The 15,094-nt window shown below is 50.7% G+C and carries 6 protein-coding genes; all 6 read left to right on the top strand.

The genetic code is table 11. The features are described from left to right. The first annotated feature begins 43 nt into the window (after positions 1 to 43). The 6 genes from RNAN_RS12215 to RNAN_RS12240 all read left to right on the top strand — a co-directional run bounded on the left by RNAN_RS12215 (position 44) and on the right by RNAN_RS12240 (position 15,050). Positions 44 to 871 carry a peptidylprolyl isomerase gene (locus RNAN_RS12215; protein WP_008222202.1) on the top strand — a complete coding sequence of 276 codons (828 nt, stop codon included), beginning with the start codon at positions 44 to 46 and terminating at the stop codon, positions 869 to 871. Further along, positions 868 to 1,722 (top strand): peptidylprolyl isomerase, encoded by an 855-nt coding sequence (locus tag RNAN_RS12220; protein ID WP_008222203.1) that lies wholly within the window; start codon positions 868 to 870, stop codon positions 1,720 to 1,722. Before RNAN_RS12215 ends, RNAN_RS12220 begins: the two co-directional genes overlap by 4 nt. After that, a complete protein-coding gene (locus tag RNAN_RS19335; RefSeq protein WP_052027292.1) occupies positions 1,694 to 6,889 on the top strand; it encodes an Ig-like domain-containing domain in 5,196 nt (1,731 codons plus the stop codon). The genes RNAN_RS12220 and RNAN_RS19335 overlap by 29 nt, the downstream gene beginning before the upstream one ends. Before the next feature lie 101 nt (positions 6,890 to 6,990). Beyond that, positions 6,991 to 13,221 (top strand): hypothetical protein, encoded by a 6,231-nt coding sequence (locus tag RNAN_RS12230; RefSeq protein ID WP_148275735.1) that lies wholly within the window; start codon positions 6,991 to 6,993, stop codon positions 13,219 to 13,221. After that, positions 13,208 to 14,170, top strand: coding sequence for a hypothetical protein (locus RNAN_RS12235; protein ID WP_040552087.1), 963 nt, complete (start codon positions 13,208 to 13,210; stop codon positions 14,168 to 14,170). Before RNAN_RS12230 ends, RNAN_RS12235 begins: the two co-directional genes overlap by 14 nt. Continuing rightward, positions 14,163 to 15,050, top strand: a complete 888-nt coding sequence (locus RNAN_RS12240; RefSeq protein ID WP_008222207.1) for a hypothetical protein — start codon at positions 14,163 to 14,165, stop codon at positions 15,048 to 15,050. The genes RNAN_RS12235 and RNAN_RS12240 overlap by 8 nt, the downstream gene beginning before the upstream one ends. The last annotated feature ends 44 nt before the right edge of the window (positions 15,051 to 15,094 follow it).

Below are 15,094 nucleotides of genomic sequence, written 5' to 3' on the forward strand. Positions count from 1 at the left end.
AGTTTGAAAAAGCCATGTTGTATGATGCTGAGGTAAGTATTTAATGAAAGCGGTAATATTCACAGTAGCAGCACTGGTGCTGATCCAGATCAGTGGCTGCAGTAAAAAACCAGAACACTTCGCCACGGTAGGTGAGCAAAATGTTACTGTCGATGAAGTTAATGCCTATCTGACATATAAACGTATTGATAACGCCAATACAGAACTGACGGCCAAAGCAGCGCAGCATTATTTAAATAATCTGGCGTTAATTCAGGCAATAGAGCAACAAGATAGTGTTGATATGCTGAGAATTAATGCGGAATTAACCGAACTGAAAAAAGATTTGTTGCTTAACACTTATTTGCAACAGTATCTGGAGCAAGCCGTTACTGAAACGGCGATGCGAAATTACTATGCCGACAATCAGCAAAACTATCAGCAACGTAGTGCTAAGGTAGCCCATATTCTGTTCCGGGTAACACCTGAGATGACCGAAGCTGAACGCCAGGCAAAGTATAGTAAAGCGCTGGAAGCTTACAGCAAGGCCCGTACTGGTGATAACTTTGCCGAGTTAGCCAAGGCCTATTCAGAGGACAGTATTTCTGCCGGTAAAGGCGGACAGCTGGGCTGGCTGCAGCACGGGGCTGTATCACCGCTGTTTTCTGCCCAGGTGTTTGAGAAATTGACCGCCGGTGAAATATCAGAGCCGGTATTAACCGAATTTGGTTATCACCTGATAAAACTGGAGCAAGAACCTAATACGGTAAAGCAATCTTTTGAAGCGGTTAGTGGTGATATACGCCGTATTTTACGCGCAATGGCAAAAGATGCTGAACTGGAGCGGCTGCGCCAGAGCGTAACCATTAAACAGCACGACACACCGCTATGAAAAGCCGCAGTGTTGTACTGTTCGTGGCGTTATGTATAAGCGCTTGCAGTGATAAACCCGCACCGCAACCCAACGTCGATTCTGATCCGGTTCTGGCCAGGGTCGGCAATGAGACAATTAGCCGGTTGGAGCTTGATGTCGCGATTGATAGCAGCATAGGTCCTTATGCTGCTTTACATCTGGGGCCGGAGGGCGAGCATAAGGTGTTGCAGAGTCTGGTAATGCGCAAACTGATGAGCCAGCATCAGTTTGCCCTGCTGGACGAGGACGCTCGTACAGCACTGGAACTGCAGGTCAACGCCTACCGTGAAGAACTGCTGACCAAGCAGTTTGTCCGTGAGCAATTGATACCCGAGCCAGTAACAGAGGCCATGGTAACGGATTATTACCAGCGCTACCCTGAGGAATTTGGCGCCGCAGAATATGCCAGTTACCAACTGCTACGCGCCGACACGGGATTAAACCCTGAGCAGCGTCAGCGCGTGCTGTGGTATCTGGAACAACTGACTGCCGCAGCTGACTGGACAATATTGGCAGAACAGGCGCGGCAAGAAGGTTTAGCAGTATATCTGGTCGCAGGTACCAGCTCAGAGCAGGGTTTAATAGCGGAATATCAGAGCTTAATTGCGCCGCTTGCTGCCGGCCAGGTCTCGGCAACTGCCGAGTTGAACAACCGTCTTGTTAAAGTGAAAGTGCTTGAGCGCAATCGTATCGCAGCTAAACCATTGGCTGATGTAAGTGACGAAATCAGAAAAAAACTGGCACCTATGCAGTTAAAGCGTGCCATAGAACAGGCAACGGATAACCTTAAGGCTAACACGGATGTTGAAATCTACCCCACTTCCAACTAGTTGTATCGTTGGCAGGTTTCGCACCTGGCTGTTGTTGGCGCTATTGCTTGGTCTGGCTGCCTGCTCTGATGATGCCAGGCCACCTGAACACGTTAACGCAGTACGTTACGCGTTATACACTGACACTACTGAGCTGGCTGCACTGACGGAGCCTGACTATCAGGGGTTAGCCCCCTATATGACCGCGCAATTAGCAGGTGCCCATGCGGTTAAAGCCGTAAGTTACGAAGGCTATTTTTTTAGTAAGCGGCCGCAGCTGGTTAAGATTGAATGGCGGGCGCCGGGCGACAGTGTGCTAACGCTGAATGGCCGCAAGCTGGAAAACGGCGAGTATTTTATGCTGAATAAAGGCCAGCAGCGTCTGCATTTGCGACATACATCGTCAATGCAGATAAGTCCGGTCGTCGAGCTGGTTTATGCCAAAACTGGCAAAAAACAATTGTTAAGTCAGGGCGGGCTATACCTGCCACTTTCTGAGCTAACGGCGACAAGCGCTGTACTCCCGGCGGATACGACCCAGGGTTGGTCTTATCAGTATTTCGAGCAGCAAGCACTTGAGTTTTCTCAATTATCAACATTGGCGCCTGTTAAATGGGGCAATCTGCCTGCACTGCAATTAGCCGAACGTCACCGTACTGACGGTTATGGCTTTAGCTTCACAACGTATTTTACCGCACCGCAAAGTGCGCTCGTCAGTTTCCGCCTCGGTAACAGCATGCCAGTGCGGCTATGGTTGAACGATAATTTGCTGCTAGACAACCCCGCCAACGGCTTAACGTCACAGTTGGCGTCGGCTTTTATCAATGCCGGCCAGCATAAACTGACAATTGACATGCTGGGACAACGGCCTGATGACACTCTGGCATTGCAGCTGGCTTTTACTGATTCTGAGCAACCAGCAGTGCGGTGGCAAAATATCGATCAGATAGCGCTGCTGGCAGAAACTGCCATGGTCCCGACAATCGAGCCGGTAGAGGCGCCGGCCGGGCTGGAGCCGGGTTTTAACGTACAGTTATTTTTGCCGCAGCAGCCCGCAGCAACGGTTGGGGCGCAGACAGCAGAGGCGCTAACGCCGGTAGCAAAGCAGCGCGGTGCGCAAAGCACAGCAAGCGGCACCACAATGCCAAACTATGCTTTTAGAATTAAAAATTTAAACGAAATGAGTAGTGTCGATGTACCTGCTCCGTACCGGATTCAGCTTGACAGTTTATTGCAGGTAGAGCGTGCTGGTATTTACGTGCTGTATTGGCACTATGCAGATGTTGTAGAACTTAAACTGGGTGATGCACCGGTAACGGCGTTGGCACGGGGGCACACTGCTTTATTGTTGCAACCTGGTTTATATCCGTTACAGCTGAGTTATAGCGTGAGCGGGTTACCTGTGACATTGCCAGAGCTTGCTATCGTGGCACCACAGCAGCCGCGCCAGCCAGCCAGCAGCTTTGTCTGGCTTAGCCCTATCGTAGAGATTATTACCGACCGTGATGGTGACGGTGTGCCCGACCACGTTGATGCATTTCCGGATGATCCAACACGCTGGCAGTTACCTGAGCCAACACCCGAGCCAGAACCCACGCCTGAACCAGAGCCAACGCCTGAGCCAGAGCCAGAGCCAACACCAGAGCCCGAACCAACACCTGAGCCAGAGCCAACACCAGAGCCAGAGCCAACACCAGAGCCCACACCACAGCCTGTGCTGGATATAGCATTAACGCTGCAGCCTTCTGTTAACAGTATTAGCTTGTCCTGGCAGCGGTTCACTGTTGGTGGTTTGGCCCGGCTGCAGGTTTGGCGTAGCGAAGGCAACTTTCCGCTGCAGCATCTGACTGATGTGGCTATTGGCTTTCATTCGGCTTACCAGGATAACAACGTGTTTAACGGCCGCTTTTACCGTTATCAGTTGCGCGCGCTCTCAGCCAGTGGAGATTTAATTGGCCAGTCGCAGATAGAGTCAGCATGGCTTACCTACCATACAACTAAATTATTTGGCTTTCAGTTACAAAATCTGGACCGGCAAGCGACGTTAACCTGGCAGCCGCCACTAATAGGGCAGGTAGTGTTGCAGCGGTTACACGGTGGCCAGGACTGGCAAACTTTGCAGGATAATGCCCTGCCGGGCTATATTGATGCAGGGTTGCTGCGCAATGAGCAGTATCAGTACCGGGCGTTTATCCGGCGCTATTTTAGCCATCCGGTCACTGGTGAAAGCCGGGTTATTGACGGCCCCTATACACCTGTTCTCACGCTGGTTGTGCCCGCTGCGCTGCAGTTGCAGCTTAGCAATGCCGTTGAGTCAGCCCCAGGCCGGTTTGTTTTGCGGGTAAACAGTGCACAAACTACTTTACAGGTAAGTGGCGAGGTGTCTGGTGCAGTAGGCCCCGTCCAATTGTTTTGGCAGCAACAGGGCACTGTTATTCAGCAACCGGTGGTCAATGGTGTGTTTAATTCTGTGTTACCGCTAGGCAGCGACAATACAGCATGGCAACTGCACGCAGAAAGTAGCACCGGCAACCAGAAACAGCGTAGTAATCAGCTTAGTTTACAGGTGATTACTGATGATCTTGGGCCCGACATTTTGCTGGACCAAAGCAGTTTTACCACCGCTACTGACCGTTTTGTGCTGTCGGGTACTGTTGTTGATGACAGCTTACCGGTAACGTTATTGTTAACCTCTGTGGCACCTGCTGCGGCAGATGTACAGTTGCTGCTAAACGGGCAAGGACAATTCAGCACAGAGCTGCAGTTATCAGAGTCTCAGCGCAGCATAGTGCTCACTGCCACGGATGCCTTGGGTAATAGCACAGTGTTGCCTGTGTTGCTGCAGCGCCAGCCAGCCCTGACGCCCGAGCTGCAGATCTTAAGCCATCGCGACGGCGAGGTTGTTACCCACCGCGACGTTATTATCACCGGCTATGTTTTTGCGGCCAGCGCTGATCTGCAACTAACCCTGCAACCGGGTAATATGACAACCGTTGCTGAGCCGATAGTGGCCGGAAAATACAGTTTCCGCTTTCCGGCACTGGCTTTGCAAACCGGCGATAACTTATTACATATTCAGGTGTCCTCCGCCTCAGGGGTATCTCAGCAGGTACTGAAGCTGGTGTATCAGCCGTTAGCAGAGGTGGCGCCGCCACTTATCAGTATCAGCGCACCGCTCGATGGTAGCTGGCTGAATCAGCGCCAGTTTGAACTGGCGGGTGAGGTAAACTCTCAGGTACCACCGACGCTGCAGATAGATGGTGTGCCGGCGGCGTTAATGAATATCGGCCACAACCGCTACCGTTTCCGGCAGGCGTTATTGCTACCGGCAGGGCAAAGCCATGCCAGCTGGCAGCTGACTGCGCAAAATGAAGCCGGCACGGACAGCCGCAATGTGCAGTACCGGTTTGATGCTCAGCCACCTCATATTCAATTGTTTGGTAATTATTTACCGGCGCCCGACGTGAATCAGCTTATCAGCAATACATTAACACTAAGTGGACAGGTGTCTGACGAGCAGGCAGTAACACTTACTGTCGATGGTATGCCGGTGTTGTTGCAGCCGGCAGATCAGGCCGGGCATTACCGGTTTGATATCTCGTTACCACTGCCAGTGGCCCAAACGCGCGATGTACATTTTGCCGCCCGCGATATGGCAGGAAATATCAGCCGTATCAGCTATAGGTTTGAAAACACCTCTGCCGCCAGTATTGAGCTGATAGCACCGGCAATGGATGCCAGCTTTATCACCGAGAGCAATCAGCTAGCCTTGCAGTTAGTTGCCCGGGTACAGCATCAGGCCAGCGCCCCGCGGTTGATGCTGCGTATTAACAACGCTGCGCCACAACAGCTGTCGTTGGTTGGCAACCTGGTTAACACCACAGTGCCGCTTACTGGCGTCGCCGGGCCGCAACGCTTATGGCTGGGGTTATATGACGATAACAACCAGCTGACCGCCCAGACTGAGGGACGCTTTAGTGTTACTGCGCTATCTGATGTGCCGCTGACCGTGGTGCAGCATGAGCCATTGCATCTGGCCGAGCATATTGAGCGCAATGCCGCCGTAGCGTTGTTTTTTAATAAAGCACTCGACCCATCGCTGCTGTCAGTTGACGTACGCCAGACGCTCAATGGTAAAAGCTATGTTAATACTGCCGCGCCCGGTGCCATGCTGACCGATCAGGCTGGCGAAACCCTGCAACAGGTCAATCTGAATAACGAAGCAGTAGCAGGTGGCGTGTCGGTATTGCCCGGCAATCACAGCGTTGCCTTTTACCCGCAGCAACCGTTGGCCTACGGTGCTGATGTACGGGTAACGGTGCGCTATAACGGCGCCGAGTTAAAACGTTTTAGTTACCGGGTCAGAAAACTGCCCACGCTGGTAGATGGCGCTTTGGCCGATGCGTTTGGTGAAGAATTGCCAGGTATTGGTATCGCCCTTAACCCCCTTGGCCGGCAGGAGCGTAGCCGTGATGGCGGTATCTTCTCCTTCGGTTATCTGGACAATGGCGAGCAGAATATCCGTTCCGGCAGTTACCGGCTTGAAATTAACCCCGGCATGGAAAACCCGGCGTTTAGCAATCTTATCCGCCATATCAGCCTGACTGAAGGGAATAGACATGATCTGGGGCAATTCAGATTGCTGCCGGTAAACAAAGACGTCAGCTTTACCTACCTGCAGTCTGGCCAGCCTTTAGCCATTGCCGGTAACGGTGATGTAGAGCTGCAATTAGCGCAAACCCGGCTCGATTTTGGTAAAGGTGAATCAGCTGGCAATGTGCAGTTCAGCCTGCTGCCACTCGAAGCCATGGCGGTTAAGACCCGTGGCAACGTCTCGCCACTATGGGCCTATGCAGCCATACCACAGGGCGTTACCGTAGCGGGCCACACTGGTGTCAGGTTAAGGGCTCCGCGCCTGTATGGGGGTTATGAGTATCTGCCGACTGAACAGGAATACATGCTACTAATGGGGCGTTCTAACGGCGCAGATGAACTGGAGCCAGTAGGCGTGGTTCGCCGGCAGGGACAATGGCTGGTATCGGCAGGGCCGGTAGCATTGCAAAGTTTAGATTACCTCAGTGTTGCCCGCGTGCACTTTGTGTTGCAGCCGCAATTAACCGCTTACGCCAATAATGAGCTGCCACTGGTGCAACTTCAGGCTGCCTTAATGATGAATACCAAACTATGAAAACACTGATTACATATTTTGTCGCTGTATGCGCCTTAGTTGTTTCACATTTCGCAACTGCATCAGCGTGGGATATCTGGCGTTTTCAACTGGGTTATGTCATGGCGCGAGGTTTAGTTACCGATGATGCTGGCAATCCTATCTACGTTGAATACGCAGAAGATGGTGCGATGCTGGAAGGCTGGAGTTTTAATACCTCACCAGACAACCCGGTGTATGTGCTTTCTGCCAATGAGATTAATGCCAGTTTGCAATTGCGGGACCAGTTGCAACAGGAGTATCAGAACCAGGCCCGCGTGCTGACTATTGATGAGTTTAATAGCACTGAGTTTAAAACGGTAAGTGGAGCGGTAATCCCAAAATTTTCACTGCCAGGAAATTTAAAATCAGTATTGGTAAAACCTGCCAATAAGTTGCTTAGCCCCAGCGATAACCCGTTATTGCTGGGCGCTAAATTTAATATGAAGGGGGTTGCTTCATTAGCGGGCAACACCCGTTCGGTGCTGCTAAGCCAAAGCGGCAATGCAATTAAAGAGTCTCCTCACAACATTACATTTAAATCGGCTTATTTCGAAGGCCAGGATTTAACCAGTGGGCAAGCTGCCAATTTACCAGCTGGTTTTAAACGCTCCGAAAAGCCGAAGATATATGAACCTGTAAAAGGGACGGTGGTGGAGGCCGCAGGCAGTTGGCTTGGTGGTTATGGCTCTACCGATGAAGATGGCAAATACGTCGTCAATTATGCTTTGGTACCCTGCCCATGTTTTACCTTCGATTACACCACACCGTTGATAGCCAGGTATGACTATACGCAATTTACCTCTTCGGGTATCAAACCCCGTTTTACTTATTTGGTTAAAACGGTATACGACACCTGTGTGGGTTATGACGCTTGTCCGGTAAGCGCTACTTTAGCAGGCCAGATGGCGAGGGTTGCCGTTATCGGTATCCTTGCCTCGATTGCACAGCCGGTTAAAACGCCAATAAACTTTTATATCGATACCGGCTTTATCGCCGGTGCGGCATTACTGCAAAACCCTGATGGGGCAGTAGGCGTAGGTGGTGCCACCCAGTATGTCTACAAAGCACCGGATTTAAAGGCCACTACCCAAAGCAAATATGATTTTGACGGCGACGGTAAATTTGAACTTACGCTTTTAGGCAATTTAGTAGATGGTCAGTTTGTCTGTAGCACTGATGCTAATGCCGAATATCAGGGCGTGTACTTTAGTAGCCTGCACAGCAGCGTGCAGCACAATTGCGCCGACAGCGACCCCGAACTAACCCAGCCGGATGTACTGCGACTGGCTGATACGGCGCCGGATTTCAGTGCGCAGGGCTTGGTCGGGCAAATTGCTACTGCCGATTTGCAGGACACCGATATTTTTGTATTTCGCGAGTCAACCGGCATGTTGATTACCCGCCGTCAGGGTATTAGCGCGGCTGAGGTAGCGGTTAAAGGCGATACCTTTAACTACCAGATTATGATACGCGGGCCGGCGGATATTTTTTCGACATTTATTTATAACGATCGCGAAGCGGCGTTTACGAAATTTCAAAGCAATGCGCAAATGAACCCGGAATTACACCGCCGGTTTGCTGATCACTTAAAGCCTGGTGAAGCAATACGTGTAGTGCTAATTAATCGTAAAACCGGCTATACGGGCAGTCTGAAAACCAGTTACATGAATGACTATACCGGCGGCATTATCCGTTTTGCTGTTAATAGCATTGTTATGCAGCCACCTAACCTGAAAATCTCGGTAGAGCGCCGTTTCAGCGTGCAGGAAGGCATGAGTAAAGACGATCCGCGTAAGCACCTTATCGCTTATGAAAGCAGTGCCATGAGTAACGACGAGATGTTGGTGCTGACGACCGAGTGGTACGATGCCGATGGCACACCGTTACCCGATGCGCTGGCCGATTACGGCTTTACCGGCCGGTTGGCGCGAGTGGCCGGGCCGGGACAGTTAACTACCGGCGGCCAGCTGGGCCATTTTGCTATCCGGCCGGGTAAGCATATTGAGCATATCCGGCTGCAGGACGATGCTCTGCCGGCGGATCATTACTATGTGCAGGTCAGCGGCCAGCCGTTGCACCAAAGCCCGGATTTTTCTGGCAGTGGTGCCGGTAACGGCCCGCTGGCCGAGCGGCCTAAGCACTACGTGCCCTTTATGGTGCCAGTGCTGGACGAAGCTGTCACGCTGGAACAAGCCTGGTTGTATAAAAAACTTAAAGAACAGGGCCAGGCCAACGACATACCTAAACCTGAACCGGTGTATCGCTGGGTATACCGGCCCGAGTTGCAGTTTTCCACCTATCAGTTAAAAGTACAGGATATTTTGCGCGAGCAAAGCGATGGCTTAAGCAGCAGCCTGTATGGTAACCGCGTGCCAATGATTGCCACATCCGACAATCTGGTGCGCATGATGTATGGTTTATTACAAAGCAACCAGCAGGCACTGGCTTTTCTTGGTGCAGGTCAGCAACTGGTGTTTGCGCTGGGCGAGCATGAAATAAAAGTACGCATGGGTGAAGGCCAGCAGCTGATTTTTGACCGGCTGGAGCATTTGGCATCATTGGATGTGGCCGATTTTGTCACCTTAAGGCTGTACAACAACAATGACCCGACCAATGTGCTGTGGGAATACGCCTTTGAAACGCTGGCAGCCGATACCCGCACTGCCGGTGGCGATAACATCGATGAAGATGGCACCTACTATGTTAGCGCCGATGAGCCGGTCGTGCCGCTGCAGGCGGTGATCCTCGGCTATGCCAACCGCGAAAACAAACAACCGCTTAACGTTAGCTGGACGGCCCAAGGCGCCGGCGCTATTACCAATATCGACTTACAGTATAAAGAGCAGGGCGTATTTCCAGCCGATATTGAGCTTAGCACTCTGGCTGGCTCGCGCGCCGTAGCCAGCGCCGGGTTAGATGCCGGCAATCAGGTAAAGTTGCCGCCCTTTGTGGTCGTACCCGGCAAGCCGGCTAATATGCACGCCAGCTTGTCGTCGGACAGCGTACATATGCGTGGCCATCAGCAGATAACAGTGCAGGTTAATGTGCAGGATGCACATGGTAATGCGGTAAGTGATGGCACCTCGGTCAGCTTTGCGCTGGAAGGCCATGCGGTATTGGCACAAAGCGATGAAGGCACACAGGGCGGTAAGGCGTTCGCCGTTATTAAAGGCGGTAACCTGCCCGACACCGACAGCGCACTGATAGTACGTGTCGCCGACATGGAACAGCGCCTGCCGTTTACCGTTAAACCGTTGCAGGTCACGCTGGATATCTATCCGCAGCAAATGCAGGCGCAGCAAAGTTACCCGGTAACAGCTACCGTCACCGATAGCGGTGGTGCTGCGGTGGGGGGCATCGACGTAATGTTTGTTGCCTCTGCCGGCCGTTTTGCCAACGGCATGCTAACCACCGATGCTGCCGGGCGCGCCGAAGCCCGTTTGCACAGTGGTTTTCATAATATCGGTAACGTTGAAATTGTCGCAATGGTCGGCCCGGTAGTGTCGCAAACCGAGCACAGCAGCGTGCGGCCGCAAGGCGACAATTACGCCCAAACCCATGAAACCGTAATAATAGGCGATGAGGCTGCCTCAGGTATTGCCGAGTATGAGCGCTTTGACGGTTTGCGTATGGGTATACCGTTTGAAACCCGCGCCGACGTGCAACTGTTAGGTAAAGCCGGCGATACACTGCAGTTAGAGTTGGGTAGCTTAAGTGAGCCTAACCTGCAGCCTATTGCCAGTTACAACATGTCAGACTTACATAACGATGACGTCACCGAGCTAAATGGTTTGCATGGTGGCGTGGCCCGGCATGTCACCTTAGTAGAGGACAACCCAACCCAAACCGGCAGCAGTTACCGTTTTGCCGCTCAGGCGTATTTAAATGCACTGGATGTATGGGAAAGCAGCAGCATCAGCGTGGCGGCCAGCCCTCGCTTAAAACCGGCTAACAGCAGTGGTTTCCGGCTTGATATGAAATTGGAGCAAGCCGGTGGCACAGTTTTCAGCCTGGAAGGCGGCGTACAGCAGTTGCAGGTGCTGGAAAACGGCAGCCTGGAATACACGTTATATACCAGCGCCGGTAAACAAACGTTAAGCACAGAGCCGCTGCAACCCGGTAAGTGGTACACCGTAGCCGGGCGCTACAAAGATAACCGGCTGGAACTTGAGGTAAGTAGCCTGGGGCACTACCACACCACGGCAACCGGCGCACTGAAATACAGTATCAGCCAGCGCGGTTTAACCATAGGTGAAGGTTTTAGCGGCAACTTAAGCGCACTGAAGTTTTACAATTGGGACAGCGCACCGCTGCTTACCTTTGCCGATGGCAGCACCAGTTTAAGCCACACACTGCAAAGTGTGGAAGACAGCATTGAAGTAGTGGGCACCGGCGCACTAAACCAAAGCAGCGAGCAACTGCAAATGCTACGGGTGGGCTTTAGCGCTAACCAGCAGCAAAGTTTTGTTGGCGTGGTGAGTAAAGACTTCTTCAGCGAAATGATGGTGTTTTACGCCGAAACCAACAAGCCAGACGGCTACCCCGAGTACGGTGCTTACAACCAGCGGTATACGCCGTTCCCCTTTATTGGGGTGGCACACGCCTGGGGCTGGGATTACCTGATGGAAAAAGCCGCCAGTGTGCTTATTGCCGCTATTGGCCTGGCCATTCCGTATCAGGAGGCGATAGCGCTGTATAAGCAAATTCGCTCTCTGGCCAAGGGCGAAGACGTTGATTATATGGACATGACGCTTAATGCATTAGCGGTAATATCGGTGGTGCCGGGGGCGCAGCTGCTGCGGCCGTTATCAAAGGGCTTAAAAGCCTTCTTGCCGACACTGCGCGCTAACCGCAAGTTCTTTAAAGCTATAGGCGGTATCTTAGGCAAAATAGGTGACGATGTACTAAACCGGCGTTTTGACACCATTATGACATTATTACCGTTTTTACTGGTGGTAGGGGAAATGGTCGCCGACAGCGAAGCGCGCGAGGGGGCGATGCTAATGTTTAGCTCCATCGCCAGCGCCGACGATATTTTGGCCTGGGCCGAATACTTTAGACTACCCGCCGACGGCTGGGACGGCGATGGTGAACCACCAAAGGTAGATACCGACGGTAATGCAGCAGTCATCCCACACTTTGCCTATCCGTTTATGGGGCAGGCGTATGCGAGTGCTAAAAAAGGACGTCGGCCTAGTGGCGGAGATATTAGTAAGGCATTGATAAAGCTTTCAAAAATTCTACGGAAAAATGTTAATGGTACTGTTGATACTCAAAAAATCACTGAAAGCGTAAAAGCTGTAACCGAAGCAGTTAAAAAGACAGATACAAAAGCGCTGCGTAAAATGGCTCACTCGCCTTATACGCTTATGGTGGGTATTACCATGGGTAAAGTGGGGGTGCAACGGATTTTACGTAATACACAAAACCTGCGTATGTCACCGTTAGCAATTGCAGCAGTAGTTATGTACCTGGAGTCACGCAATGTCGATCAGTGCGCGGCTGATTTGCCTGGTTGTATCCCACTAAATGCAGGAGTTAAGCGGGAACTTGATTCGCTATATCGTAAAGCTTTTGTTAGCGTGGCCGCTGGGCAGGAAAATTACAATGCCCGGCCAAGAGAAAGTGGTTATCTATTTCAGTTAGCGGCTTTAGCGGTACATCATTTAGCGTATGAAGTGTCAAAAGACCCTGCTAAGGAAGTGCTGGCTATTGAAGGAAGGGAAAAAGTTCAACTTTATCACAAGGTCGGCGGCAGTGTAGTAGCTGCTGGAGAGTCCTATCCACGCATCGTGGATATTGTGCTCAAAGGTGAAAATGGCAATGTCTGGGTGGAGCTGAAATCGTACAAGCATAGCGATGCCATTGAAACCAATTGGTCTAAGTGGAATATGGGCAGAGGCAAATCGGCTAGCGAAGACTCCGGTAATCACCGTCAGTTTTATCTGGACAGGGTAGCAAGCTCTGAGCCTGATCCTACAGGCGACTCTCAAAAACAATTAACCAGTGATTTTCAGTGGTGGTTCCAGAAGTTTAAACGTAAAACTATTGAAAGCTACTCAGAAAAAGATCTGGACAAAGTTGCTGGCAAATTAAAAGCATTACCAACCGGTGGGGGCAATGCGTTGCATGAAAGCCTGGGCTTTGACACAGTCAGCGATCACAACAAAGCCTTTACCAAAGCTAAGGCGCGTGAAAAGTTACGGCTTTTTGACATCAAAAACTGGATACTTAATGAAGGGCGCAGCCTGATAAAAGACGCCGGTGACGAAGCAATAAACGAACTGATAGTTAACAATGAGCAGTCTTGAGAGCTTACCGATGAACACATATAACAACAAAACTCTTTGCTGGGAGCTGGATTTAAGCCACTGGCAGCCAGAAGACAAAATCTGGATGAAGGCACGTAAAGTGCTGTGGCAGCAGTTGCAACCTGCTTTGGGTTCGTATAATGCCAGAGAGTTAAAAGGCCACAAGCTTAGATTAACGAAAGAATACTTCTTTAAAGGCACCACTTATATGGAGAATAATTCTGCAGTGGGTTATACGTCTTTTGGCCACCGTGACGTGCTATTAATGATGTGGCTGCACCCAAGTGAAGAGCGGGATACGCTGGCTGAGCTATGGCAATGCTTGGATGAGAGTGCGCGGGAAAGTGTGCTACAAGATTTTAGAATGATGATAGACGATAGCCGTTACGCCGACTATGAACAACCAGCGGATCCGCTAAACCAGTACCCATTTGAGTACAACGGCGACAGTTTTTTTTATGGCAAAGATGCCGTGTTATTTGACGTTGTGGTACCTAAGACGTTCCGTGAGTGGCCGCGTATGGCCAGGATCTTGGAAAAAGGCGAATACAATAACCGGTTATTGCTTGGTAAAGCCTCAGGTACAAAACATTCAGTTTGTTGTTTATTAAAAGCTAAAAAGCCCAATCCGTATTACTACGGCCATTTTGTGTTACCGCTTTGGGTTGATACCCTGCATTATTCATTGGGTTTTGATAACGGCCAGTATCAAAGTAAGGAAGAATTAGAACGACAAATAAAAGTCAATGAACATAGGCATCGGACATGGGTTGAGCTGTTTCAGTTATTACGAAACATTGCAAACAATCCAGAGCAGTACAGCGAATTCATCTGTACTTACGCTGCCAGGGTTGATGCAGTGCTAAACACCGAAACGCTGCCAGACGCTATTCGCAAGCATTTAGAAGCTTTGCGTCAAGAAGCTTTGCAGGTGAGCTTGCATGAGTAGTTGTACAACGACAGCACATTTTCTAATAGACAACACGCCAATTGCGCTGGCTGAAGTAAACCAACATCTTAAAGCACAGCTGCTGCCGGATGTTGGCAATGCTGAGACTGAGATTCTGTCAGACGGGCGGTTAAAGATAACACTGATTGCTGAAGAAACTGAATTATCGGAAGATGCAATTTTTAGTCTGTTGCAACAGTTGTCTGATTGTGCGACCGATATCTGGATTAAGCAATGGCATAACAATGCCGCCGACCAGCAATATTATATTTGGTATCAAAGTCGCGTACTGCTGTTTGACTCTGTCGAGGATATTGCCCGCTACAAACAAGACTGCGAGCAACCAGCGACACTGTCGTTTAACTACGGCAAATCTGGCCGCGGCCAAACCGCGCTGATAAGGTTAAAAGTATCCTCAGCCTCAAAACTAAAAGTATTACACCAGCTCTTCCAGCGCTATATCGGAATTAAAACCGATGAGCAATATCAAGCTTTTGTCGCTGATTTTAATGCCAAAACTCAGTCAAAACAGCACGATGTGCAGTGGTGCCGGTTTAAATGGAAAAGCGATGAAAAGTGGTACAGCCCGGGGCCAACAAGACTTATTTACGGGTTGAGCGATGTAGCCAGCGCCGACGATAGCCTGTACTTAGCATTTAACCTTAACAGCGCCGGGTTAGTTAACGAAAAGGACTGGCCTGCGTTGCTGGAAACGCTTTATTTTGTTCTGTTTAACCTCTCTGGTGTCAAAAAAGTGTGGCTGAAAGTGCGCCCAGAAGATCCGGCATTAGCTGAGTGGTATCTGTACCACCCTGGAATGGGCGATGAACCGGCAGCAGATTGGTATCAATTAAATGACGACAATGATTGGCCGCAGTGACGATCGTTATTGCAAAATATATTAGAAGGCGCTGCTACTTATGG

It is taken from the genome of Rheinheimera nanhaiensis E407-8, from assembly GCF_000296695.1.
GTDB classification, from domain to species: domain Bacteria; phylum Pseudomonadota; class Gammaproteobacteria; order Enterobacterales; family Alteromonadaceae; genus Alishewanella; species Alishewanella nanhaiensis.

Excerpts from the sequence above, each read along its gene's own strand:
- RNAN_RS12215 (WP_008222202.1), top strand. The coding sequence starts at position 44 with ATGAAAGCGGTAATATTCACAGTAGCAGCACTGGTGCTGATCCAGATC.
- RNAN_RS12220 (WP_008222203.1), top strand. The coding sequence starts at position 868 with ATGAAAAGCCGCAGTGTTGTACTGTTCGTGGCGTTATGTATAAGCGCT.
- RNAN_RS19335 (WP_052027292.1), top strand. The coding sequence starts at position 1,694 with ATGTTGAAATCTACCCCACTTCCAACTAGTTGTATCGTTGGCAGGTTT.
- RNAN_RS12230 (WP_148275735.1), top strand. The coding sequence starts at position 6,991 with ATGGCGCGAGGTTTAGTTACCGATGATGCTGGCAATCCTATCTACGTT.
- RNAN_RS12235 (WP_040552087.1), top strand. The coding sequence starts at position 13,208 with ATGAGCAGTCTTGAGAGCTTACCGATGAACACATATAACAACAAAACT.
- RNAN_RS12240 (WP_008222207.1), top strand. The coding sequence starts at position 14,163 with ATGAGTAGTTGTACAACGACAGCACATTTTCTAATAGACAACACGCCA.